Raw genomic sequence first — 21,977 nt, 5'->3', positions numbered from 1 at the left:
TGAGGGGAAGACCCTCTGAAATGTTCCTCCGAAACTTCGGTTGCGGCGGGTCGGTCGGCGTGCCCGGCCAACCCGCCGCAATCCACAGGCTAAGTGAGGTCAGTGAACCTGTTGAACCTGCGCAAGCTCTTCCTTGATTCGCAGCTTTCGGAGCTTCAGTTCCTTGAGTAACGCGTCGTTGGGCGACGGGCGGCCCTGTTCATCGGCAATCCGCCGTTCAAGACCAGCATGTTTGGATTCAAGAGCGCTGATATGCGACAGTTCCATGCGGCAACCTCCTCAAGGACACCAGCTTCGACCCACTCCGGCAGCAGGATCGCTACCGAAGCATGTGGGGCCGAAATTTCGCGCCGGCATGGACGGGTCAGCCTCGACTCGTCCGAGCGGGCGCGTTGTCATGCTCCCACAATCGCCGTATCTTGCAAGTCTATCTGCGTCGGGATGTCCAACACGCGCGTTTGTGCGTATCCGGTTGCAGGGATCTGTTAACGCATGGCGGCCTGCAATTTCGCCTGATGGTGGAACGCAGCCTGGCTGTGCAGGGTGATATCTGGGAGTGGTGCGGTTGACCGAAGACGAAATGCGCAAGCGGCTTGAAATGCTGCGGATCGAGCATCGCGATCTCGACGCAGCCATCGATGCCCTGTCCGGAACCGGCGCGCACGATCAATTGCAAGTCGCGCGGCTCAAAAAGCGGAAGTTGCGGCTGAAGGACCAGATCGCCTTGCTCGAAGACTATCTGATTCCCGACATTATTGCCTGATTACAGTTTCTTGACTCCCGCTGAACGACAAAGCCACAACCAGGTTAGGCGTATCGTTCCGGCACAGTTTCAAAACGTGGTGAACGCGCCACAGGGCACGTGTTGAAGGGGGGGCCGGGATGGGCTTAAGCGCATGCCATGGCTCTCATGCCCAACCTCAATCCGCGCATAATCGAGGCGCTTTACAGCGAGGCACTCGTGCTCGCCGAGGAAGTTCGCGCGGTATTTGATCGGCTGCGCCAAGGCCAGGACAAACGAGCGCTGGTCGGAGCGAACGACGATCCCGATGCAGATCTGGCGCATGTGCAAGTAAGCTGTGAAGCCCTGCGCACAACGACAAGAATCATGCATTGCCTGGCCTGGCTGCTGAACCACCGTGCCTATTTTGCCGGAGAACTCAGCGAGTTGCAGCTGCGCAGGCATGGTCGGCTGATTGGCAATTTCCCGCTGAGCGATCCCGTCCAGGTGATGAACCTCCCCCCGGACGGCCAGCGCTGCGTTCAAGCCAGTGAGCGGCTCTATGCCCGCATCCAGCGCCTTGAGCGTGCATGGCGAGGCGATACGGAAGCGCCTGGCAGCGCCATCGAGCGCTTGCGCCACAGACTGGCAGCAGGAGGGCCGGCCGCGTCCTGATTTTCAGCAAACCGGATCAAGCGACGCAGCGTTGCGCCGTTGCCCGAAAATCCCCATATCATCTTCATGGCTTCAACCAATCCTGCGCCGGGCGTCTCCATCCCCGATCGGTCCGAATGGAACACCGGTCATGCGGTTCTGCTCGAACCCCAGGTGCGACGCGTTCTGGCCCCAAATCCCTCGCCTTACACGTTCAACGGGACGCAGACCTATCTGGTGGGTAGCGGGCGGGATGTTGCCGTAATCGATCCGGGTCCGACTGGTGCGGGCGTGGCCGGCCATGCCGATACCAACGGCGAAGGGCATGTCGAGGCCGTCCTCAAGGCAATCGCGGGCCAGCGCCTGATGGCCATCATGTGCACGCATACTCATCGAGATCACAGCCCCGCCGCACTGCCGCTGCAAGCCGCAACCGGGGCCCCGATCATCGGCTGCGCAGCGCTCGCCATCGATGATAGCGGCGCCGGTGTCGGCGTCAGGGCTGATGCGGAGTTCGATCCACTCTACAAGCCCGATCGGGTTCTGGCGGAAGGGGAGCGGTTATCCGGCGATGGCTGGACGCTCGAAGCGGTTGCCACCCCGGGCCATACCAGCAATCACTTGTGCTATGCGCTGCTTGAAACGGGCGCGCTGTTCACGGGTGATCACGTGATGGGCTGGTCAACCACCGTCGTGTCACCACCAGACGGCGAAATGAGCGCCTACATGCTCTCGCTGCAGAAACTCCAGACGCGCGAGGATCGGGTCTATTACCCCGCGCATGGCCCGGCCGTCACCAAGCCGCAACAGCTTGTGCGGGGTATGATCGGCCATCGGCGTCAGCGTGAAGCGCAGATCCTGCGCCTTTTGGGCGAGGCCTCGTTCACGATCCCCGAGATGGTCACCCAGATGTACAAGGGCCTTGATCCACGCCTCAATGGTGCGGCTGGGCGCTCGGTGCTTGCACATCTCATCGACCTCGAGACGCAGGGCCGCATCGCGCGCGGACCAGAGGCGCCGGAGCTCCAATGGACCTTGATCGCCTGACCACCAAGGCCCCGCCACCAGGTCCGGCAAATCCGGTATCCCGGCGGCCGGCAATCCTGCCGTGGCTGCTGTTCCTGTGCGCTGCGGCGGTCGCTGCCTGGCTGGCATGGCAGATGTGGCGGCCGGCGCCGATAGGCGATCCGCTTGCCACGAGCCTGGTCGCGTTCGACAAACAGGATCGCCTCACAGTGTTCAGCGCCGAACTGGCACCGGTCGTCGCGAGTGATGACAGCCGATTGTTTGGCCTCGTCACATCTCGTCAGGTCGCGGTCATCCCGGCAAGGGTCGACTATGCAATTGATCTCGGAAAAGTCGGCCGGGACCGCATGCGGTGGGACCTGGCAAGCAGGACGTTAGCAGTGCGCCTGCCCGCGCTCGAGGTTACTCGCCCGAACCTTGACGAAGCGCGCGCGCAATATCTGCGCGAAGGCGTGTGGATTACACGGGCCGCGCAGGACAAGCTGACGCGCGACAATACCAAGCTGGCCGAAAGGCTGGCTGTGGAACAGGCGGCCAACCCGGTGCTGATGGATCTCGCGCGATCTGCGGCGAAGGACGCCATCCGCCAGAACCTTGCTATCCCCTTGCAGGTTGCCGGGTTCGGCGACGTCAAACTATCAGTTTCGATTGATGGAGAAACGGCAAGGCAATAGCTTGCCCGTTCGGGAACTGTTTCGCCCAGGCAACATGATGCGGGCGAACCATCGGAGTGGGGCAATGGACTTCGCAGCACTGCATTCGAACGATTCCTATCTTTCGGACCAACGGTTTTTCACGCGCCTGGCCCAAGTGCTTGCCGGCCTCATCGTATTCGGTTTTCTGCAGTGGGCGCTGCGCGGCTTCGTCAATCCGGTTCGGACTCCGCTCTATATTCACGCCCACGGCGTTGCCATGCTCGGCTGGCTGGGCACGATCGCTGCGCAAAACAGCCTTGCAGGAAGCGGGAATCTCGCGCTGCATCGCCGGCTTGGCTGGGCTAGTCTCGCTCTCGTTCTCGCCATCGTGGCCCTTGGCACATTCGCAGGCCGGATGGCGCTGGCGACGCACCGGGTTCCGCCGTTCTTTACCGATTCCTATTTTCTGGCCCTCACGCATGTCGAGGTGGCCGTCTTCGCGCTCACCGTCATGTCCGCCATAGCCTTGCGCAGGCAAACCCAGTGGCATCGGCGCCTTATGATCGCTGCAACCGTGGTCCTGATGGAACCCGCTCTCGGGCGGCTCCTGCCCATGCCTTTGCTGGGTCAGATCGCCGGGGGATGGATCGAGGCAGCGCTACAAGTAGGCTTCCTCGGCATCATGGCTCGCCACGATCTGAAAGTGCTTGGCCGCGTCCATCCTGCCACGCTGGTCGGCATGGGCCTCGTCGTCGCAGTGCATGCACTCATCCAGGTGCTGGCCGGGATGCCGATAATGGCATCATACGTAGAGTCTATTGCCCGTAGCTCCGGCGGTGCCTAAGTGCCGGCTCATGGAATGAGGGCACCGGCCCTCCAGCGACCAGGGGATTTCGAGGTATGACAGCCCAGCCCGCCAATCTTTCCGGTCTCGATCTGCGAGCCGAGATCGACCGGCTGCGCAAGGACCGCAATGCGGTGATCCTGGCGCACTATTACCAGAAGCCAGAGATTCAGGATCTTGCCGATTTCGTCGGCGATTCACTCGAACTTTCGCGCAAGGCTGCGGCGACTGGCGCAGACGTCATCGCCTTCTGCGGTGTGAAGTTCATGGCGGAAACTGCCAAGATCCTCAGTCCCGAGAAGATCGTGGTCCTGCCCGACATGGATGCCGGCTGCAGCCTTGAGGATTCATGCCCGCCCGAGAAGTTCCGCGCATTTCGCGAGGCACACCCGGATCACATCGCACTCACCTACATCAACTGCTCGACAGAGGTGAAAGCACTCAGCGACGTCATTGTGACGTCGTCGAGCGCGGAGACGATTCTCGCGCAGATCCCGCCAGAGCAGAAGATCATCTTCGGCCCCGACCGGCATCTGGGCGGCTATCTCAATCGCAAGTTCGGGCGCGAAATGCTGCTCTGGCCAGGCGTGTGCATCGTGCACGAGGCTTTTTCCGAAACCGAACTGCTGAAGCTGATGGCCCAGCATCCTGGCGCACCCGTTGCGGCCCATCCGGAATGCCCGCCGACGATCGTCGACCATGCGGACTATGTCGGATCGACCAGCGGTATCCTGCAGTTTGCGCGCACGTTTCCCGGCGACACGCTGATCGTCGCAACCGAGCCGCACATCATTCACCAGATGCAGCTCGCACTGCCGGAAAAGACGTTCATCGGCGCTCCGGGGGCGGACGGAAACTGCAACTGCAACATCTGTCCCTACATGGCGCTCAACACGCTCGAGAAGCTCTACGTTGCGCTGCGCGATCTGACCCCGCGGGTGGAAATCGATGAGACCTTGCGGCTTGATGCCAAGAAGAGCCTCGATGCCATGCTCGCCATGGCCAGCGGGACAATCGGCCATGGTGATCTCGGCGCGCGCAAATAAGGCAACAGGGGCGGCATGAGCACTTCCACATCGACAGCCCGTTCAGCGCCGGGCAAACGACCGGTGCGGGCGCGGGAGATGCAGGACGCGCTCAACCACTACCTTTATCACCCGCTCGCCTGGCAGCTTGCCCGCCTCCTCGCATCAACGCCGATCACTCCCAACATGGTCTCCGTTTTCGGCGGACTGATGGTTGTGGCCGCAGGTGCGGTCTACTGGAGCACGACCGGACCGCTCTGGGCCTTGCTCGGCATGCTCCTCCACATGTCATGGCATGTGGTTGATGGCGCAGACGGAGATCTCGCCCGCATCACCGGTCGCACCAGCCCGCTGGGTGAATTGGTGGATGGAATCTGCGACTATGCGAGCCACATCATCCTCTATGTGCTGCTTGCGCTGGTCCTGACCCGCACGTTCGGCTCGGGGTGGGCCTGGTTCTGGACGCTGGCCGCGGGCGCCAGTCATATCGTGCAGGCCAATCATGTCGAAGTGCAGCGCCGCTTCTACCAGCACTGGACCTATGGCACGCCATGGCTGCACAATTCGAGCGGCAACGAGCAGGTCCTGTTCAGCGACAAGCGGGGTGTCGGCTGGCTGCTGCGCGCCTTCGTGGCCGGGTACCTGCGTCTTGCTGCAGGGATGAGCCCGAACGCCCTGCGGATTGATGCCGCCGTGATCAAGGCGATGGCCAATGACCCGGCACTTCTGGCCCGGATCAGAGCCGAAGTTCAGCGCGAACAGCGGCCTCTGCTGGGCATGCTCCGGTATCTCGGGCCCAATCCGCGCGCGATCCTGCTGGGCATTTCGATGATCGCCGGCAGTCCGCTCTGGTACTTCCTCTACCTGTCGGTGGCCCTCAATCTACTGCTCATGCTGTCGGTGCGGCTTCACGATGCCGCGGCTGGCCGCGTCGTATCCCGCCTTGAGCTGCCTTAAAGCCCTCTCCCGTCAGGCAGCGATATCGCGGCGCATGCCGAATGTGCAGATAAGGATGACAGTCAGGGCCAACAGCTCGACCACGCCCCACGCCAGCCAGTTTGAATGGTTGTAAAGCCAGACGCCGATCGCCGGAGAAATGATATAGGCCGAGCCGTTGACAGCCGCGACAATCCCGGCTGACTGCCCCTGCTCGGCCGGAGTTACGGCAAGGCTCGCGCCAGACGTAAATCCTGGGCGAAACAAGCCAAATCCCAGCGAGCAAATGGCAAAGCCGGTCGCGATGGCATGGAGATCTCGGCCGGCGGCCATGCCAAGTGTGCCAACGGCCACGAGGCTCATGCCCCACAGCGTCGAAGTGCGCGGCCCAAGCTTCATCATCGGGATCAGGCCCCACTGCGCCAGCAGCGTAGCGACCGCGCCGCACATCAGGACCAGACCGATCGGCCCGGCCGCCGCGTCGGGCTGATGACGCAGGCCCAGCCGGTCGAGGAGCAGGAAGCCTACGACGCCGAGCAGGATCGACTGGGCCTGCCCGCCCAGCGTCCCGGCCGCGAGCCATGCCCGCAAACGCGGATCGCGCCAGTGCAACCTGCCCGCATTTGAGTTGGCCGAATGCCCATCGGACTCGATTTCGCCTTGGAGGTGGTCGCTGGCGCTATCGTCCGGCTTCCCCATACGCGGGCTTGAGGAAGCGCTCATGGGCTCCCCGAGGATCTCGCCGCGACCGGCAAAGCGCGGATCATCGTCGGGAAGCCGGAGCCGCAGCAGGACGAGAACGATGACAGCTGCCAGCGTAAAGCCAGCAAACGGACCAATCAATCCAAGGCCGGGCAGGATCAGCAGCGGTGCGAGCGCTGGACCCAGTACGGTGCCCAAACCGAAGCTGGAGGACACCATCGACAACGCCTGCGTGCGCTCCGTCCGGCTGGTCCGGCTGGCGACATAGGCCTGCACCGCGGGCGGGGCCGCCGAGCCGAAGCCGCCGTAAAGCGAGCGCGCCGCTGCGAAGAAGAGAATTGCGGTCAACCCGCTGACGGCCCCTCTCAATCCGGCATAAAGGGCCGCCCCGCACAAGGCGAATGAAATGGCGAAGCCGACAAGGCCCAAGGCCATCATCGCCTTGCGCCCACGCCGATCGGAGCGCCGCGCCCAGAACGGCGCGAGCAGCATCCACAGCAGGGCAGACCAGCTGTAGGCCAGGCTCACCCAGACATCGGCGATCCGAAGGTGCGTACCGATCGATGGCATGACCGACTGCATTGCGGTATTGCCCGCCGCAGTAACCAGCATGACCATGAACAGCAGTGCCATGCGGCTCCGCGGCAGCTGGACGTCAGCCTCGTCCATCGGCGTCACCGGTCGGCAGGGCCAGCCGGATCGCTGGCCAGTTGGCTATAGATGGCCGCAAGCATGGCCACGAAGTAGGTATAAGCGATGGCAAGCAGCACGCCGGCGACACCTTCGCCGAGCAGGCGCTGGGGCTCCCCCTTGAACATGAGCACCAGCACAACGCCAACGAACATCATGACCAGGCCGTAGACGACGAGAAACACGAAAGCGGCCAGACCGATGAAGAGGAGAATCCGCCCGGCATTGCGCCGCGTAAGCCGGACGCTTTCCCGGATCGCGGCAACAGGGTTCCGAACCCCGGTCCCGGCAACGACGGGCCCGACGAGCATGGTGCGCATGATCGGATAGAGCAGGAGCCCCAATGCCACTGAAACCGCAAGCCGATCAGGCAGAAGCAGGGCCAGCACGCTAGCCAGAGCCATCGAAACCGGCAGGATGGCGAGGGCTATGAGTAGTTGCGCAGCGAAATACGAGGGCAGGGCGCGGATGCTATGCCGAATGGCCTGCGCCACCGTGGGTCTGGCCGTATCGAGCATGGCGACCAGCATCGTCAGCATCCCGGCCATGGGAAACAGCGAAAGGAGCAGCAGCACCGGCAAGGAACTGGCATAGTAATCCTGCATACAGGCCAGCACCTGCGCCTCGTTCATTTCGGGCGTCATCGCTGGCAAGGGCACGAAGACGGCACTGGCAAGACCAGGCAGCACGAAAAAGACCCCGGCAATAGCCATCAGAAGGTCGCGGTTGGCCGCAACCATGCGCGTGGCACTTGCCCAAGCCGCACTGCTGTCCAACGTCGTCACGGCAGTCATATCCCTTTCAGGCGCTGCCCTAGCAGGACCGAAAGGGATGCGCACCCCCCGCTGCGGTGCAATCAACCCCTACTCACCCTTGCCAGCAAGCGGGCACGCGTTCATGCGCATGAGCCATGCAAGTTCCGGATCAGATAGAGATCAGGCAGGCTACGGACCTGATACCGTATCGTGAAGCCCTCGACGACATGACGGCTCGCAACGCCGCCGTCCATGAAGGCGCGGCAAGCGAGCTGATCTGGCTGCTCGAACACCCGCCGGTCTACACAGCAGGAACGAGCGCCGCGGCCGATGAATTGCTCGACCCTCGCTTCGATGTCGTCGAGGCCGGACGAGGCGGGCGCTACACCTACCACGGTCCTGGCCAGCGCGTTGGCTATCTGGTCCTCGATCTCGGGAAACGCGCGCGCGATGTGCGGGGGTTTGTCCATGCCGTCGAAGGTTGGGTTATCGATACGCTGGGCGAATTCGGGGTCGAGGCATGGCGGGCAGAGGGACGTGTCGGCATCTGGACGCGCGGCGCAGATGGCGGAGAAGCCAAGATCGGCGCAATCGGAATCCGCATCCGCCGCTGGGTGACGATGCACGGCTTCTCCGTGAATCTGGCGCCAGACCTCACACATTTCGGCGGAATCGTGCCCTGCGGCATCGAAGATTATGGCGTCACCAGCATGGCTGCCCTCGGCATTTCGGTTGCGTCAGAAGAATGGGATCGGGCATTGCTGGCCAGAACCGAAGCCTTTCTGACCCGGCTCGAACCGCACGTTACCGACGGCACTGCCGCCAAGGACCTTTCATGATCCGTTTGCTGCCATCACGATCATTGCTTCTCGTCCTCGCGCCGCTGCTGCTGCTTGGCGCGTGCGGCAAGTCGTCCACGCCGCAGGCAGGTCCAACCGCCAGCGGGGAAATCCTGCCGGGTTCGGTCAGTGACGCGATGCTTGATACCGATCGGTCGCAGGCTCAGGCGCCCTTGGCTCCAGTAGCCCACAGCGCTGCACCAAAGGTCGATACGAGCGCAGCGGCGGACGCGTCGGATCCCGCCACTGATGCTGCTGCGCCCACTGAAGCGGGCCAAAACGATCAGGAAGTCGCCCGGCCAAAGCCAGCCAACACGTCAAAGCCCACGACACCCTGATCGAAAGCGCCTTGCTAATCGATCCCGAGCAGCGCTTTTGCTTGCCGCAAGTGCGGCTGATCGAGCATCCGGCCGTTTAGCTGGAGCGCGCCTACCCCCGGGTTTGCCGCGAAGGCATCGACAATCGCCCGCGCGTGGGCAAGCTCGTCTTCGCTCGGCGTAAAGGCAGCATTGATCAGCGGCACTTGTGAGGGATGGATCGCCAGCATGCCGGCAAAGCCATCGGCACGGGCCGCTTCCGCCGCGCGCCTGGTGCCTTCGAGATCCCGGAAATCAGCATAGAGCGTATCGATTGCCCAAACGCCGCGGGCATGCGCGACAAGCAGGGTCTGGGCACGCACGAAGCGGAACGCATCTGTCCATTGGCCATCTGCATCGCGCTTGCGCGCTGCCCCAAGCTCGGCGGAGAGGTCCTCGGCGCCCCAGGTCAGGCCCGCCAGCCGGGGCATTGAGGCGTCCATATAGGCTGAGATCGTAAGCGCGGCGCGCGGCGTCTCGCTTACCAGCGGCAGAAGGCGGGTCTGGCCGTTCGGAATGCCATGCCGCTGTTCGAGTTCGTAGATCTGCGCCGCGACTTGCCGGATCTGCTCAGGCCCTTCCGCTTTGGGCAGCATGATGCCCTCCGGCGCGCCAGACATGACGGCCGCAAGGTCCTCCTGCCACAGGCCGGTTTCGACAGCGTTGATCCGCACCCACCGCGCCTGCTTGCGCATCGTGATCTGGCGCTTGTGCACTTCCAGCCAATCGCGCGTGATCCGGCGCGCCGCCGGCTTGGCAGACACGGCAACCGCGTCTTCCAAGTCGACGATCAGCGCATGGGCGCCCGTCTCCGGCGTCTTGAGCAGTTTCTTCTCGCTATCGCCGGGAACAAACAGCCAGGATCGCGGAATCGTGCGCATATGGTGCTCCTAGGGCCTTTTCGTGCGGTGCGGCACGCTCACGCGGTGGCGTGGGCCTGTTCCTCGGCAAGCGTGGGATAGTCGATGTATCCAGCCTCGCCGGGGAAATACCACGTTTGCGGCACGCCGACATTCGGCGCGAGCTCCGCACCGATCCGAATGCGCTCCACGAGATCGGGGTTCGAGATGTAAGGCCTGCCGAAGCTGATCGCGTCGGCTCGCCCGGAAGCGATATCGGCTGCCGCGCGCTCGGGCGTGTAGTCGCTGTTGAGCACCAACGGTCCGGAATAGTGCGCGCGGAAGACGTGATCCTGCGGCGGTACGGTCGTCGCGCCAAAGGTGCCGTCCGGCCCCGGCTGGCGCAGTTCGATGAACGATACCTTCAGCGCCTCGAGAACCCGGGCCGCCTCGGCATAAAGGGTGGCTGGATCACTATCGTCGACACCCTGGCTCTCGCCATTGGGAGACAAACGGATCGACACGCGATCGGCACCCCAGATCGCGACCAGGCGTTCCATCACCTCGCGCATCAAGCGCACCCGGTTTGCCGGGCTGCCGCCGTAGTCGTCGTCGCGAAGATTCGAGGAATCGCGAAGGAACTGGTCGATCAGATAGCCGTTCGCGCCGTGGAGCTGCACGCCATCGAACCCGGCACGCTTCGCGTTCTCGGCGGCGTTGCCATAGTCGTCTACGATCCGCGGCATCTCATCAAGGCGCAGCGGCCGGGCAACGACATTGTCCATGCGGCCTTCCGGCGTATGGGCATGGCCCGGAGCCTTCGTTGCAGAAGCGGAAACGGGCAGCTCGCCGCCAAGGAAATAGGGGTGCACGATCCGTCCCATGTGCCACAGCTGCAAGATGATGCGCCCGCCCGCCTCATGCACCGCCTCGGTAACGGGCTTCCATGCTTCGACTTGCGCTTCGCTCCAGATCCCCGGCGCGCTCGGCCAGCCGGACCCTTCACGGCTGATCCCTGTTGCCTCGCTGATGATAAGGCCGGCGCTTGCCCGTTGGCGATAATAGGTCTGCATGATCTCGGTCGGGACGGCATCGGACTGGGCGCGGCCGCGCGTCAGCGGCGCCATCACGATGCGGTTCGGCGCGGCAATCGCACCAAGCTGGATCGGCTGGAAAAGCGATTCGTGCATGGACTGGGCTCCTTCTCGGAATGGGAATGCAGATACAGATTGAGGACCTGCGCTGTGCGCACAGGACTGCAGAAAGTGGGGCTTGGGAAACCCGAGCGGGCGCTCTATGGCCGTCATCGGAAATGGGACTTCGCCTGATCGGCGTCAGCCCCCTAACCTGATAGCCTGACCCCGTCGCGCCCGACAGGGTTTCCATTTGCAATCCAGCTAGGATGCCGGTGTCCGCATGACAAGCGCGAGTTGACCTGCGGACCATGACAAGCATCGACGACCGGCGTGAGGTCACGCCACCCAATCCATGGCATTTCGTCGCGCTGCTGGGCGGCAACTTCGCCCTCGCGCTAGGGCCATGGTTCGTGCGCTTGGCCGACTCAGGCCCGGTTTCGGCCGGGTTCTGGCGCTTGTTCCTGCCGCTTCCGCTCCTCGCCGTGCTAGCGGTCCGGCAACGCGGACCCGTCAGGCCAGCGACGACGCTTGCAACCTGGCTCCTGATAGTCGCGGCCGGGGTGTTCTTTGCTCTAGATCTGGCGAGTTGGCATATCGGGATCGCCCATACGCGGCTCGGGAACGCTTCGCTCTTCGGAAACTCCGGAAGCCTGATCCTGATGGCCTGGGGCCTCATCGCCGCGCGGCGGTTACCCCGGCGAGTGGAGGTCGCCGCCATCGCCTCGGCTGTCTGCGGGGCCGCCATTCTGCTGGGACGATCGCTGGAGATCGACCGCGCCACCTTGATCGGCGACCTGTTCTGCATTCTCGCAGGGCTATTCTACGTCTTCTACATCCTCTTGCTTCAGGGCGCGCGTGGCCGGATGGAGAGCTGGGAACTGCTGTGCACATCCACCATGGCGAGCGCTCCCGTAATGCTCGGAATCGCGGTCTGGATGGGTGAACCGATCTGGCCGCACGTGTGGTGGCCATTGGTCGCCCTGGCCTTCTGCAGTCAGGTCGTTGGCCAGGGCCTGATCGTTTTCGCCCTTCGCCATTTCTCCGCCCTTATCATCGGCGTCGTCCTGCTCACCCAACCGGCCGTTTCGATCCTCGTCGGCTGGCTGGCGTTTGGCGAGACTATGGGGGCACTCGATGCAATGGGGATGGCGCTGATCGCCGCCGCACTGCTACTCGGGAGGCTGAGCGAGAGCAAAGCGCATTGATTCGTGACCAACTCCCAGCCAATTACGCGGGCTGCCACTAGGGGCAAACCCATGGTGGAGGGCGTTGGAAAGCCAATGTATGTTGCGTTGCAGCATTCGCTGTCAGGGCGTGACGCTCCCCTCAAGTTATGGTTTTTTTGTGGAAAATTAGCGCCTACGCACCACCTCACCTGCGCGCCCCTCACCAGCTTTCGCTATTGCGGTAGTGCGAGAGGGTGACCAGCTTGCTGCGACAATCTCCGCGCTTGCATGACGCAGCGGAAATATCCTTGCAATCTGGTCCTTTTGTGTGGAGTGAGGCAGTTTAGTTACAACGGCATTCCGTTTGTCCAAGGGGATCGGTTTAAATGAAGCCAATCAAGGTCGCAGTGATCGGCGTGGGCAACTGCGCAAGTTCGCTGGTGCAGGGTGTAGAGTTTTACCGCAACACCAACTCTTCCGCTGGCCTGATCCATGAGCGGATTGGCGGTTATGGCGCCGGCGACGTCGAGTTCGTGATGGGTGTGGACGTTGACGCCCGCAAGGTCGGCAAGGATATCGCCGAGGCCATTTTCGCAGCTCCCAATTGCACCGCCGTGTTCCAGCCGACCGTTCCCTCTACGGGTGCCAAGGTCATGATGGGCAAGATCCTCGACGGTGTTGCCGATCACATGACCGGCATGGGCGAGCGCGGCTTCATCATCGCCGACGCGCCCGAAGCCACGCGCGAATCGATCATCGCCGCGCTGCGCGAGACCGGCGCAGAAGTCCTGCTGAACTTCCTGCCTGTCGGTTCGGAAGCAGCGACCGAGTTCTACATGGAATGCGCGCTCGAAGCGGGCGTCGGTGTGGTCAACTGCATGCCGGTGTTCATCGCCAGCCGTCCCGAATGGGAAGCCAAGTTCCGCGCCAAGCGCCTCCCGATCGTGGGTGACGACATCAAGGCGCAGGTCGGTGCGACGATCGTTCACCGCGTCCTGTCCAGCTTGTTCGGTGCTCGCGGCGTGACGGTCGAGAAAACCTACCAGCTCAACACTGGCGGCAACACCGACTTCATGAACATGCTCGATCGCCAGCGCCTTGGTTCCAAGAAGGAATCGAAGACCGAAGCAGTGCAGGCCATGCTTGCCCAGCGTCTTGCCGACGAGAACATCCACGTCGGTCCCTCGGACTATGTTCCGTGGCAGAAGGACAACAAGCTGTGCTTCCTGCGTCTTGAAGGCACGCAGTGGGGCAATGTCCCGATGAACCTTGAGCTGCGTCTTTCGGTCGAGGACAGCCCGAACTCCGCCGCTTGCGTGATGGACGCGATCCGCTGTTGCAAGGTGGCGCTGGAGCGCGGTGAAGGCGGGGCGCTGATCGGTCCCTCGGCTTATTTCTGCAAGCACCCTCCGCAGCAGTTCAACGACGATGTCGCGGCACAGCTGGTCGATGAGTACATCTCGGAAACGGCGCTCGCTGCCGAGTAATCGTCGAACCTGAGCGAATTTGACGGCGCCGGTCCTGAAGCAGGATCGGCGCCGTCTGCGTTAAGGCAGCCTGCCTGGAAAGAGGACTCACCCCATGGATGCCGTGATCATCGCTGCCGGCTATGGCAGTCGGCTGGCTTCGCTATCGCCATCAAAGCCGCTGACGCCGGTCTGCGGGGTACCGCTGATCGAGATCGGTATCCGTCAGGCCGCCGCTGCAGGGGTGACGCGGGTCGTCGTGGTCACAGGCCACCGGGCCGAGGCAGTCGAGGGGTTCCTGGCCGACCTTGCACACCGCGTGAACGTCGAAATCGAGCCTGTGCGAGTGGCCGACTGGAGCAAGCCCAACGGGTATTCCGTCATGGCCGGTGCTGAGCGGTGTGAGGGCGACTATCTGCTGATGATGGCCGATCACATGTTCGATAGCGCGATTCTGGCCGCTCTCAGCAATGTCGGCGACAAAGCCCGTGACGTCACACTGGCCATCGACTTCCACACTGACAGCCCCCTCGTCGATCCGGACGATGCGACCTGGGTAAAGCTCAGCACAAACGGTTTCATCAGCGCCATCGGCAAATCCATCCCCACATGGGATGCGGTCGATTGCGGGGCATTTCTCGCTACACCGCGCCTGGCTGAAGCCGTCGCGGCGGCCATCGCCTCGGGCAAGCCGGGCAGTCTTTCCGATGGCATGCAATGGCTGGCCGACCGCGGCCGCGCTGCGACCTACGACATCGGGGAAGCATGGTGGATGGATGTCGATGATCCGCGCGCCCACACGCTCGCAGAGGAACTGGCTCCCCGCCATCTCACCGCCGCGTTTGCGGCGACCTGAGCAATAGGATCAGAACCGCTTCAAATTGATCGTGATGGATTGATTGGGGTGCTCGATCTTCACAAGGACCGAGCGAAGCGATGGCGGGCCAAGGAAAATCGTCGGATTGTTGGAAAATCCGACGGCTTCAGTCGGTATACCGAACAGGCCGCCCCGATTGATCGTTCCTGACGAATCCTCATCATGGTAGATTGCGATCGCGTAAGTGCCGGGACGCGGCACAAACAGGCAGAACCTGGTCTGCACTGCCGTCGCCGGGGTACTGGCAACGTAGAGCGATCCGTTCTTGACGAGGAAACGCTTGGGCTCATTCGGGTAGAGCGTTGCGGTGATAAGCCCCTTGCTATTGCGCACGCGGTCGACCGAGATGTTGATCCAGGTGTCACTTGCCGGACCGATACAGGCCGGCGCCGCGTTTGCGGTCGTCACCAGCGCGCCATGCGGCGCGATCATCAGTCCCAGCAGCATTGCCAGGGCGGTGCGCCACTTCGGCAGGATCATGGTATCTTTCCCGAGATCGGCGACTTCTGGAGGAAGCCGCGCGGACAGGGCGGGGGAATAGGCAGGCTTTGCCCCGTTCGGCAAGGCTAAGGTTGTAACAACATTTCGCAGACAGTCTGACCGTATCGGGCAAGCGCCAGCACGCTTTGCGCCGAATCGGCGCGGAATAGGGATAATCCGTGTGGAAAAGCGAGGCATTCGCGCTTGTTCCGCTGATTCGCGACCGGTAATCGCAAAGGGAGATGGTCGCCACCGCGCGTGTTAGCGCCAACTGCCGCCGATCCCTGTTTGCGAGATTTCGTAATGGCTGCGCCGCTGATTTCCCCTTCGATTCTGTCAGCCGATTTTGCCCGGCTGGGTGAGGAAGTGCGGGCGATCGACGTCGCTGGCGCCGACTGGATCCATGTTGACGTCATGGATGGCCATTTCGTGCCGAACCTCACTATCGGGCCCGGCGTCGTCAAGGCGCTTCGCCCTCACAGTGCAAAGCCGTTCGACGTCCATCTGATGATTGCGCCGGTCGACCCTTATCTTGAGGCCTTTGCGGCTGCAGGCGCGGATATCATCACCGTTCATCCCGAAGCTGGTCCGCATATCCACCGCACCGTCCAGGCCATTCATGCGCTGGGCAAGAAGGCCGGCATCGCGCTCAATCCGGCTACGCCGGCAAAGATGCTGGATTACCTGATTGAGGAAATCGATCTGGTCCTGGTCATGAGCGTCAATCCCGGCTTCGGCGGGCAGAGCTTCATCACCAGCCAGCTCCGCAAGATCGAAGCCCTGCGCAAGATGATCGAAAAGAGCGGGCGGCAGATCCACCTCGAGGTCGATGGCGGAATCGATGTCGTAACCGGCAGGCAATGCATTGACGCCGGAGCTGACGTTCTGGTCGCAGGTACGGCATCGTTCAAAGGCGGGCCTTCATGCTACGCCGCCAACATCGCCGCGTTGAAGGCTGCGGACTGACGCCATGGCTCGCCTCTTCCCCGGAACCCGTGAAGCCCCGGAGAAGGGCGCAGTCCCCGGGCCGGCGGTGGGCTCGACGCTCGATGAAGCTCAGCCCGGTCCAGCACTACCGCTTGGGCCGGAACCGGAACCACTGGTCATTGCCGCGCCGAAAGCGCGGTCCATTCCAGCGACAGAACCTTCGGAGCCCGCGCCGGGCGATGCCGATGTCGGGCCGCTCGAAACCGGACGGGCCTTGGCTCTGGCCGATTTTTCGCCGCCGCAGGTCAGCGCTGGCGAACGCCTGATCCGGCTCGCATATGGGCTTGGTCTCCCCCCGACCGCCCTCAACCCGTTTCGCAAGCGTGCCCGCCCGCGGCTCACCGCCACAGTCGCGAGCCCGATTCCCGGTGATCCGGCGTCTGGCACCGCGCTCAGGGCCGGGCACTTTCTGCTTCATGGCGTCAAACTGCCAATCGCCGATACCGAATTTACCGGCCCACGCCTCTCACCGCCGTTCGAGCGGCTGGTTCACGGCTTTGGCTGGCTCGGCGATCTGGCGAGTTGCGCATCGCGCCCGCAATGTGCGCCGGTCGCCGAACGGATCTTTGCCGCATGGCTCACGGCCAACCCGCGCCCGGGTGCGGGCCCGGCGTGGGCAATCGGCAATACCGGGCATCGGCTGCTGTCGTGGTTGATCCATGCACCCCTGCTGCTTTCGAGCCAGGATCGCAAACTCCGCGCGCGGGTGCTGACGACCTTTGACGAAACGGCTCGCTGGCTCGATCGCCATGTCGGACGGGCTGAAGATACCCTCGCCGAAGTGGCAGGCTGGACGGCCATCACCGCTGCCGGCCTGCTCCTGGCCGATGGCCGCGCGCGCAGGCTCTATGGCGAAGGCGGGCTGATCCGTGCCCTTGGCAATCTGGTCAGCGATGATGGCGGCGTGCTGTCACGCAGCCCGCTCGGCCAGATCGAGGCGATCGAACTGCTGATCGAACTGCGCGCCTGCTATGCAGCTGTGCGCAGCACACCGCCGTCTCAGCTTGATACCATCCTCGAACTGCTTGTGCCGCCTCTCCTAACTCTCATCCATGGCGATGGCAGCCTGGGCTCGTGGCAGGGCGCCGGTGCGGTGTCCGCAGAACGGATCGCCGCGCTGATCAAGGCCAGCGGTGTTCGAACCCGCCCGCTTCGCGATGCGCGTCATTGGGGATATCAGCGGGTCAGCGCGGGCAAAGCCGTGCTGCAATTTGATGCTGCCCCGCCGCCGCTCGCGCGCCATGCACGCGATGGCTGCGCATCGACGCTGGCATTCGAACTCAGTCATGGCGGAGAACGTCTGATCGTCAATTGCGGCGGTGCTGCCTTTGCCGGCGGGCTTATCCCCTTGAGGCTTGCCCAGGGCTTGCGCGCCACGGCTGCACACTCGACATTGGCGATCGACGATTTCAACTCCACCGCGGTCCTTATCAACGGCAAGCTCGGCCCGGGCGTTTCCGAGGTTGAGGTCGACAGGCGGATCCTGAGCGGTGATGGCGGCGGTGCCACGCGGATCGAAGCGAGCCACAACGGCTATGTGGGCCGTTACGGCCTTACACACCGACGCATCCTGATCATCCGCGACGATGGCAGCGAACTGCGCGGGGAAGACTTGCTCGTGCCGACCGGGCGGCGCGGAAAGCGCGGGATGATCGGCGTTGCCTTGCGCTTTCACCTCGGCCCTCATATCGAGCTCGCGCAAGGGCGTGATGGTCTTGGCGTCACGCTTGCGCTCCCCGATGGCAGCCTCTGGCAGTTCCGCTCGGGCCGCGACCCGGTCACGCTCGAGGAGAGCTTGTGGTCTGACGGCATGGGCCGGCCGCTTGCCACGCGGCAGCTGGTTATCTCGGCCAAGATTCCGCGCAGCGGCGAGTCGTTCTCGTGGCTGCTCAAGAAGATGCGCTAGACAGGACTTTCCATTGTGACTGACGTGACGATCAAACGGGCGCTGCTTTCAGTGTCCGACAAAACCGGCCTTGTTGGCCTTGGCCGCGCCCTTTCCGCACAAGGTGTCGAGCTGGTCTCGACTGGCGGAACGGCCGCTGCACTGCGTGCTGCAGGCCTTACCGTGCGCGACATATCGGACCTCACCGGCTTTCCCGAAATGATGGACGGCCGCGTCAAGACGCTTCATCCCAAGGTCCATGGCGGCCTGCTGGCCGTGCGCGACGATCCGGCGCATGCGGCCTCGATGGCAGAACACGCCATCGGTGCGATCGACCTTGTGGTGGTCAATCTCTACCCCTTCGCCGCAACGGTCGCCAAGGGCGCGGGCCGCGAGGAAGTGATCGAGAACATCGATATTGGCGGCCCGTCGATGGTGCGCTCAGCCGCCAAGAACCACCACTACGTAACCATCGTGACCGACCCGGCCGATTATCCCGTGCTCATCGCTGCGATTGAACAGTCCGGCGGGGCGACAAGCCTCGATTTCCGCAAGGCCATGGCAGCCAAGGCATTTGCCGCAACCGCTGCCTACGACGCTGCCATCGCGCAGTGGTTCGCGGTTACCGACCAGCAGCAGCATTTTCCGCAAACGCTGCTTTCCGCCAACAAGCTCGTTTCCACCTTGCGTTACGGCGAGAACCCGCACCAGAGCGCCGCACTTTATGTACCGGCCCAAGGCGGCACGACACATGGTCTGCCGCAGGCCCGGCAGATGCAGGGCAAGGAACTGTCCTACAACAATTACAATGACGCCAATGCGGCATTGGAGCTCATTGCCGAATTCGGTACGGACCGGCCTGCGGTCGTCATCGTCAAGCACGCCAACCCCTGTGGTGTGGCGGTGGCCGAAACGCCGCTCGAAGCATGGAAGGCCGCGCTCGCCTGCGATTCGGTTTCGGCATTTGGCGGAATCGTCGCACTCAACCGCCCGCTCGATGGCCCCACGGCCGAAGCGATCTGTGAAATCTTCACCGAAGTTGTCGTCGCACCGGGTGCGGATGACACCGCTCTGGCGACCTTTGCACGCAAGAAGAACCTGCGGCTCCTGCTGATCGATGAGCTTCCTGCCTCGAACCGTACCGGCCTGGTCACGGTCCCCATCGTGGGAGGCGTGCTCGTGCAGGATCGCGATAACGGCGAATTGACCGACGACATGCTGCAGGTGGTCACCAAGCGCCAGCCAACCGCGCAGGAACTGGCCGATTGCCGGTTCGCCTGGACGGTGGCCAAGCACGTGAAGTCGAACGCCATCGTCTATGCCCGTGAAGGCGTGACGGCGGGGATTGGCGCTGGCCAGATGAACCGGCGCGACAGCGCCCGGATCGCCGCAATGAAGGCGCAGGAAGCCGCTGAAACCTACGGTTGGGCCGCGCCCCGCACCGTTGGCTCCGCGGTCGCCTCGGACGCGTTCTTGCCCTTCGCGGATGGCCTGATGGCCGCAGTGGAGGCCGGTGCTACAGCAGTGATCCAGCCGGGCGGCTCAATTCGCGATGATGAAGTGGTTGCTGCGGCTGACGCGGCCGGCATCGCGATGGTGTTCACCGGGATGCGCCACTTCAGGCATTGATCCCGGATCTACCCACCGGGCGCGATTTCCTATCGTGCCCGGTGGGATAATCTCAGCGATAGAAAACGTGGTTGTCGACCCGCGCCATGCGGATCTTGCCCCATGACGGCGCGACATGCGCGGCATGGAAGAACATCGCGCCCTCTACCGGGCTTTTCCATGCACCGCTGTCGGCGATGACCGCGATCTTCACGGCCTGCTGCCACAGATGGCTGTCATGGTTCACCGGAGGCATGCCATTGGCGTGTATGAAGGAGAACTGCGAGGGCTGGTAGACCACGCCGCAGTACGAACTGGGGAAGCGGCCCGACGATGCGCGCGTAACGATCACCCGGCCCACTGCGAGCTGGCCTGCAAGCGTTTCGCTGCGGGCTTCGAAATAGATCGCGCCGGCCAGGCATTCCATCTCGTGGGAGAGTGCTGCGGGCAGCGCGGTGCGTTCAACCAGATCAGCAAGCGACGCAGCGTTGGGGAGAGCCTCCCCATTGTCGGGATCGGTCCGCTCCGGTTGGGGAAGGGGCTGTTCGGCCGGCCGGAACACGCTCTGGCGAGGTTCGACGGTTATGGCCGACGATCCGGGTGCTTCTGCGACCGGGACCTGGATGTCCTGTGCCTTGGCACCGGATCCGCCGGTGCTGACCAGGATGGTAGCAAGACTTGCGGCAATGCAAACGGCACTGGCAACGCGGAACTGAAGGCTCATGCATCTTTGTCATTAGGCGGTGAGCGTCAACTCAAGGCGCGATTGGTTCCGGTATCGCAGGTTGTTCCTGCAGGACCGGATGCCGCTCGAAGGCCTTGGCGTCTGCCCCCCGTCTGCGTGCTGGCGAGGGCGACCGCTATGCCGTCCCATCGCTGCCTACGCATGGTAGAGTGGGGCCCCTTATGGTCTGGGAACGGCAAGTCAACCCATGAATCCGGGTTTGTTCTCACTTCTAGCCAGATTCCCGATAAACCGTTCGCCTTCAGCGATGGTCAGCTCGACGACCCACAAGTCCCGGTCCTGAGCAATCCGCCGCGCCAGGTAACTTTCAAACTCCTGTTTGTTTTCAGTAACTTGGGCCTTAGACAAAGCCCATCCGCGCGTTCCGTCCGCCTTCGGCAGCCGCTCAAATGCGCGCGCAAGCGTCTGACCAAAGCCTTGATTATCTAGGATAACTATCAGGATCGTGCCGCTATCCGGCTCGCCCCGGTGCAGCACCATGCCAAAGCCGCCGCCGGTCTCCGCCAGGCGAATCAGCGCCGAGGCCTCCATCGCTGCCGGAAGGCGTCCATCGCTCATGGCAATGACGCGCCCGGAGAGGCGCTGCTGACATAGCCCGGCAATGCCGAAAGCGCGATGCGCGAGCGCTGAAACGTGCCCGTACCCCGCCCCACCTCGTTGCCCGCTGAATCGATGATGCGCGCTTCCGCGAGGATCACGCGGCGTCGCCCGGAAACCCAGCGGCCTTCCGCAACGGCCTCGCCTTGTTGAAGCGGGCGGGTGAACAGCAGATTGAATGCCGTGGTAAGCAGGAACCGGTCTGTCACCAATGTGTTGGCAGCGTAGAAGGCAGCATCGTCGAGCATCTTGAAATAGAGTGTGCCGTGCGCCGCTCCCGCCGCATGGCAATGCTCCGGCCCCACTTCGAAGCGAATGCGGGCGAAACCTTCCTCGATGATCTCGAGGTGCGAGGGAAACTCGCGATTGATCGGAGCGGAAGCATAGAGGCCCTCAAGCGCACGCCAGTGGCGCCGGGCTCCCGTTAATTCGGGGAAAGGGCCAGAAATATCGCCAGAAGCATCGGCAGTCCCTGCCGCAAGTTCAGGCGGCGTCGCGGTCGATGACATTGACGAGCAATGCGTAGATCGCATCGGCATCGGGTGCAGCGATGAGCCGTTCATGCATGCGTTCGTCGCGCATGAGGCGCGAGATCGCCGCAAGAGCCTGCAAGTGCGTCGCGCCAGCCTGCTCGGGCGAGAGGAGGCCGAACACGCAATCCACCGGCATTCCATCCGACGACGCGAAATCGACGGGGCTCTCAAGCCGGAAGAAGGCCGCAACCGGGCGTGCGAGGCTTTCAAGGCGGGCATGGGGAATGGCGACGCCGCGCCCGAAACCAGTGCTGCCAAGCGTTTCACGCTCTTCGATCCGTTCGAGCACGGTGGCGCGATCAAGCCCGTAGACCTCGCCGAAACAATCCGCGAGCGCGCCAAGGATCTGCGTCTTGGTTTCGGCACGAACGATGCGCACCGCCTGAAGATCGATCGAGAAAAGAGCGGTCATGGAAACAGTGATGCCGGAAAATGCGCTCGCGCGCCTGATGTGGAGCGGCCCATGCGCCCGAAC

General features: G+C 63.2%; 25 protein-coding genes. 15 read left to right on the top strand and 10 right to left on the bottom strand.

All coding sequences use genetic code 11. The annotated features are described in order from the left end of the window. Positions 1-99 precede the first annotated feature (99 nt). Positions 100-267, bottom strand: a complete 168-nt coding sequence (locus ACO056_RS02775) for a DUF465 domain-containing protein (protein WP_421851484.1) — start codon at positions 265-267, stop codon at positions 100-102. A gap of 298 nt (positions 268-565) precedes the next feature. Between ACO056_RS02775 and ACO056_RS02770 the strand changes: the two genes are divergently transcribed. The 7 genes from ACO056_RS02770 to ACO056_RS02740 all read left to right on the top strand — a co-directional run bounded on the left by ACO056_RS02770 (position 566) and on the right by ACO056_RS02740 (position 5,862). After that, the gene (locus ACO056_RS02770; protein ID WP_054122704.1) at positions 566-763 is read left to right on the top strand and encodes a YdcH family protein; all 198 of its coding nucleotides are present in this window, start codon (positions 566-568) and stop codon (positions 761-763) included. A gap of 138 nt (positions 764-901) precedes the next feature. Continuing rightward, positions 902-1,396 carry a DUF1465 family protein gene (locus ACO056_RS02765; protein WP_421851481.1) on the top strand — a complete coding sequence of 165 codons (495 nt, stop codon included), beginning with the start codon at positions 902-904 and terminating at the stop codon, positions 1,394-1,396. Between the two features lie 66 nt (positions 1,397-1,462). Then, positions 1,463-2,422, top strand: a complete 960-nt coding sequence (locus ACO056_RS02760) for an MBL fold metallo-hydrolase (protein WP_421851478.1) — start codon at positions 1,463-1,465, stop codon at positions 2,420-2,422. Further along, positions 2,404-3,075: a DUF4230 domain-containing protein gene (locus ACO056_RS02755; protein ID WP_421851475.1), complete on the top strand. Its 672-nt coding sequence runs from the start codon at positions 2,404-2,406 to the stop codon at positions 3,073-3,075. The genes ACO056_RS02760 and ACO056_RS02755 overlap by 19 nt, the downstream gene beginning before the upstream one ends. Then, positions 3,053-3,880: an adenylate cyclase gene (locus tag ACO056_RS02750; protein ID WP_421851471.1), complete on the top strand. Its 828-nt coding sequence runs from the start codon at positions 3,053-3,055 to the stop codon at positions 3,878-3,880. The genes ACO056_RS02755 and ACO056_RS02750 overlap by 23 nt, the downstream gene beginning before the upstream one ends. Positions 3,881-3,936: 56 nt before the next feature. Further along, positions 3,937-4,926, top strand: a complete 990-nt coding sequence (gene nadA, locus ACO056_RS02745; RefSeq protein WP_421851468.1) for a quinolinate synthase NadA — start codon at positions 3,937-3,939, stop codon at positions 4,924-4,926. 15 nt (positions 4,927-4,941) lie between these two features. Further along, positions 4,942-5,862 (top strand): CDP-alcohol phosphatidyltransferase family protein, encoded by a 921-nt coding sequence (locus ACO056_RS02740; RefSeq protein ID WP_421851465.1) that lies wholly within the window; start codon positions 4,942-4,944, stop codon positions 5,860-5,862. A 12-nt stretch (positions 5,863-5,874) separates the two neighbouring features. Here the strand turns inward: ACO056_RS02740 and ACO056_RS02735 are convergent, their stop codons facing one another. Next, a complete protein-coding gene (locus ACO056_RS02735; protein WP_421851462.1) occupies positions 5,875-7,212 on the bottom strand; it encodes an MFS transporter in 1,338 nt (445 codons plus the stop codon). A 5-nt stretch (positions 7,213-7,217) separates the two neighbouring features. Next, positions 7,218-8,027: a hypothetical protein gene (locus ACO056_RS02730; RefSeq protein ID WP_421851459.1), complete on the bottom strand. Its 810-nt coding sequence runs from the start codon at positions 8,025-8,027 to the stop codon at positions 7,218-7,220. A gap of 116 nt (positions 8,028-8,143) precedes the next feature. On the opposite strand from ACO056_RS02730, the gene lipB reads away from it, so the two are divergent. Then, positions 8,144-8,827, top strand: a complete 684-nt coding sequence (gene lipB / locus ACO056_RS02725) for a lipoyl(octanoyl) transferase LipB (protein ID WP_421851456.1) — start codon at positions 8,144-8,146, stop codon at positions 8,825-8,827. Continuing rightward, positions 8,824-9,165, top strand: a complete 342-nt coding sequence (locus ACO056_RS02720; RefSeq protein WP_421851454.1) for a hypothetical protein — start codon at positions 8,824-8,826, stop codon at positions 9,163-9,165. The genes lipB and ACO056_RS02720 overlap by 4 nt, the downstream gene beginning before the upstream one ends. 14 nt (positions 9,166-9,179) lie before the next feature. On the opposite strand, the gene ACO056_RS02715 is transcribed toward ACO056_RS02720, so the two are convergent. Then, complete coding sequence (locus tag ACO056_RS02715; RefSeq protein WP_421851451.1) at positions 9,180-10,064, bottom strand: HpcH/HpaI aldolase/citrate lyase family protein; 885 nt, start codon at positions 10,062-10,064, stop codon at positions 9,180-9,182. Between the two features lie 38 nt (positions 10,065-10,102). After that, positions 10,103-11,212 (bottom strand): alkene reductase, encoded by a 1,110-nt coding sequence (locus ACO056_RS02710; RefSeq protein WP_421851448.1) that lies wholly within the window; start codon positions 11,210-11,212, stop codon positions 10,103-10,105. Between the two features lie 254 nt (positions 11,213-11,466). On the opposite strand from ACO056_RS02710, the gene ACO056_RS02705 reads away from it, so the two are divergent. The 3 genes from ACO056_RS02705 to ACO056_RS02695 all read left to right on the top strand — a co-directional run bounded on the left by ACO056_RS02705 (position 11,467) and on the right by ACO056_RS02695 (position 14,646). Next, entirely contained in the window at positions 11,467-12,363 is an 897-nt protein-coding gene (locus ACO056_RS02705) for a DMT family transporter (protein ID WP_421851445.1), read from the top strand. Between the two features lie 347 nt (positions 12,364-12,710). After that, entirely contained in the window at positions 12,711-13,811 is a 1,101-nt protein-coding gene (locus ACO056_RS02700; protein WP_421851442.1) for an inositol-3-phosphate synthase, read from the top strand. A 94-nt stretch (positions 13,812-13,905) separates the two neighbouring features. Then, positions 13,906-14,646, top strand: coding sequence for an NTP transferase domain-containing protein (locus ACO056_RS02695; RefSeq protein ID WP_421851439.1), 741 nt, complete (start codon positions 13,906-13,908; stop codon positions 14,644-14,646). A gap of 9 nt (positions 14,647-14,655) precedes the next feature. Here the strand turns inward: ACO056_RS02695 and ACO056_RS02690 are convergent, their stop codons facing one another. Beyond that, positions 14,656-15,147: a DUF2141 domain-containing protein gene (locus tag ACO056_RS02690; RefSeq protein WP_421851436.1), complete on the bottom strand. Its 492-nt coding sequence runs from the start codon at positions 15,145-15,147 to the stop codon at positions 14,656-14,658. A gap of 303 nt (positions 15,148-15,450) precedes the next feature. On the opposite strand from ACO056_RS02690, the gene rpe reads away from it, so the two are divergent. The 3 genes from rpe to purH are packed head-to-tail and all read left to right on the top strand — an operon-like array spanning position 15,451 to position 19,648. Then, positions 15,451-16,113 carry a ribulose-phosphate 3-epimerase gene (rpe, locus tag ACO056_RS02685; RefSeq protein ID WP_421851434.1) on the top strand — a complete coding sequence of 221 codons (663 nt, stop codon included), beginning with the start codon at positions 15,451-15,453 and terminating at the stop codon, positions 16,111-16,113. A 4-nt stretch (positions 16,114-16,117) separates the two neighbouring features. Then, positions 16,118-18,040, top strand: coding sequence for a heparinase II/III family protein (locus tag ACO056_RS02680; RefSeq protein WP_421851431.1), 1,923 nt, complete (start codon positions 16,118-16,120; stop codon positions 18,038-18,040). Positions 18,041-18,055: 15 nt separating this feature from the next. Then, positions 18,056-19,648 carry a bifunctional phosphoribosylaminoimidazolecarboxamide formyltransferase/IMP cyclohydrolase gene (gene purH, locus ACO056_RS02675; RefSeq protein ID WP_421851428.1) on the top strand — a complete coding sequence of 531 codons (1,593 nt, stop codon included), beginning with the start codon at positions 18,056-18,058 and terminating at the stop codon, positions 19,646-19,648. Positions 19,649-19,700: 52 nt separating this feature from the next. Here the strand turns inward: purH and ACO056_RS02670 are convergent, their stop codons facing one another. The 4 genes from ACO056_RS02670 to ACO056_RS02655 form a co-directional block, all read right to left on the bottom strand. Continuing rightward, the gene (locus ACO056_RS02670) at positions 19,701-20,351 is read right to left on the bottom strand and encodes a cell wall hydrolase (protein WP_421851425.1); all 651 of its coding nucleotides are present in this window, start codon (positions 20,349-20,351) and stop codon (positions 19,701-19,703) included. A 201-nt stretch (positions 20,352-20,552) separates the two neighbouring features. Continuing rightward, entirely contained in the window at positions 20,553-20,930 is a 378-nt protein-coding gene (locus tag ACO056_RS02665; RefSeq protein ID WP_421851422.1) for a DUF1491 family protein, read from the bottom strand. Further along, positions 20,927-21,478: a PaaI family thioesterase gene (locus tag ACO056_RS02660; RefSeq protein ID WP_421851420.1), complete on the bottom strand. Its 552-nt coding sequence runs from the start codon at positions 21,476-21,478 to the stop codon at positions 20,927-20,929. Before ACO056_RS02660 ends, ACO056_RS02665 begins: the two co-directional genes overlap by 4 nt. Further along, positions 21,453-21,914 (bottom strand): PTS sugar transporter subunit IIA, encoded by a 462-nt coding sequence (locus ACO056_RS02655; protein WP_421851417.1) that lies wholly within the window; start codon positions 21,912-21,914, stop codon positions 21,453-21,455. The genes ACO056_RS02660 and ACO056_RS02655 overlap by 26 nt, the downstream gene beginning before the upstream one ends. Positions 21,915-21,977 lie beyond the last annotated feature (63 nt).

The sequence above is a fragment of the Novosphingobium sp. genome (assembly GCF_965228995.1).
Taxonomy (GTDB): domain Bacteria; phylum Pseudomonadota; class Alphaproteobacteria; order Sphingomonadales; family Sphingomonadaceae; genus Novosphingobium.
This window is presented reverse-complemented; position numbering and strand designations above follow the sequence as displayed.

Bases quoted from the DNA above. Each gene is read 5' to 3' on its own strand.
- ACO056_RS02775 (WP_421851484.1), bottom strand. From the start codon at position 267: ATGGAACTGTCGCATATCAGCGCTCTTGAATCCAAACATGCTGGTCTT.
- ACO056_RS02765 (WP_421851481.1), top strand. From the start codon at position 902: ATGGCTCTCATGCCCAACCTCAATCCGCGCATAATCGAGGCGCTTTAC.
- ACO056_RS02760 (WP_421851478.1), top strand. From the start codon at position 1,463: ATGGCTTCAACCAATCCTGCGCCGGGCGTCTCCATCCCCGATCGGTCC.
- ACO056_RS02755 (WP_421851475.1), top strand. From the start codon at position 2,404: ATGGACCTTGATCGCCTGACCACCAAGGCCCCGCCACCAGGTCCGGCA.
- ACO056_RS02750 (WP_421851471.1), top strand. From the start codon at position 3,053: ATGGAGAAACGGCAAGGCAATAGCTTGCCCGTTCGGGAACTGTTTCGC.
- nadA (WP_421851468.1), top strand. From the start codon at position 3,937: ATGACAGCCCAGCCCGCCAATCTTTCCGGTCTCGATCTGCGAGCCGAG.
- ACO056_RS02740 (WP_421851465.1), top strand. From the start codon at position 4,942: ATGAGCACTTCCACATCGACAGCCCGTTCAGCGCCGGGCAAACGACCG.
- ACO056_RS02735 (WP_421851462.1), bottom strand. From the start codon at position 7,212: ATGGACGAGGCTGACGTCCAGCTGCCGCGGAGCCGCATGGCACTGCTG.
- ACO056_RS02730 (WP_421851459.1), bottom strand. From the start codon at position 8,027: ATGACTGCCGTGACGACGTTGGACAGCAGTGCGGCTTGGGCAAGTGCC.
- lipB (WP_421851456.1), top strand. From the start codon at position 8,144: ATGCAAGTTCCGGATCAGATAGAGATCAGGCAGGCTACGGACCTGATA.
- ACO056_RS02720 (WP_421851454.1), top strand. From the start codon at position 8,824: ATGATCCGTTTGCTGCCATCACGATCATTGCTTCTCGTCCTCGCGCCG.
- ACO056_RS02715 (WP_421851451.1), bottom strand. From the start codon at position 10,064: ATGCGCACGATTCCGCGATCCTGGCTGTTTGTTCCCGGCGATAGCGAG.
- ACO056_RS02710 (WP_421851448.1), bottom strand. From the start codon at position 11,212: ATGCACGAATCGCTTTTCCAGCCGATCCAGCTTGGTGCGATTGCCGCG.
- ACO056_RS02705 (WP_421851445.1), top strand. From the start codon at position 11,467: ATGACAAGCATCGACGACCGGCGTGAGGTCACGCCACCCAATCCATGG.
- ACO056_RS02700 (WP_421851442.1), top strand. From the start codon at position 12,711: ATGAAGCCAATCAAGGTCGCAGTGATCGGCGTGGGCAACTGCGCAAGT.
- ACO056_RS02695 (WP_421851439.1), top strand. From the start codon at position 13,906: ATGGATGCCGTGATCATCGCTGCCGGCTATGGCAGTCGGCTGGCTTCG.
- ACO056_RS02690 (WP_421851436.1), bottom strand. From the start codon at position 15,147: ATGATCCTGCCGAAGTGGCGCACCGCCCTGGCAATGCTGCTGGGACTG.
- rpe (WP_421851434.1), top strand. From the start codon at position 15,451: ATGGCTGCGCCGCTGATTTCCCCTTCGATTCTGTCAGCCGATTTTGCC.
- ACO056_RS02680 (WP_421851431.1), top strand. From the start codon at position 16,118: ATGGCTCGCCTCTTCCCCGGAACCCGTGAAGCCCCGGAGAAGGGCGCA.
- ACO056_RS02670 (WP_421851425.1), bottom strand. From the start codon at position 20,351: ATGAGCCTTCAGTTCCGCGTTGCCAGTGCCGTTTGCATTGCCGCAAGT.
- ACO056_RS02665 (WP_421851422.1), bottom strand. From the start codon at position 20,930: ATGAGCGATGGACGCCTTCCGGCAGCGATGGAGGCCTCGGCGCTGATT.
- ACO056_RS02660 (WP_421851420.1), bottom strand. From the start codon at position 21,478: ATGTCATCGACCGCGACGCCGCCTGAACTTGCGGCAGGGACTGCCGAT.
- ACO056_RS02655 (WP_421851417.1), bottom strand. From the start codon at position 21,914: ATGACCGCTCTTTTCTCGATCGATCTTCAGGCGGTGCGCATCGTTCGT.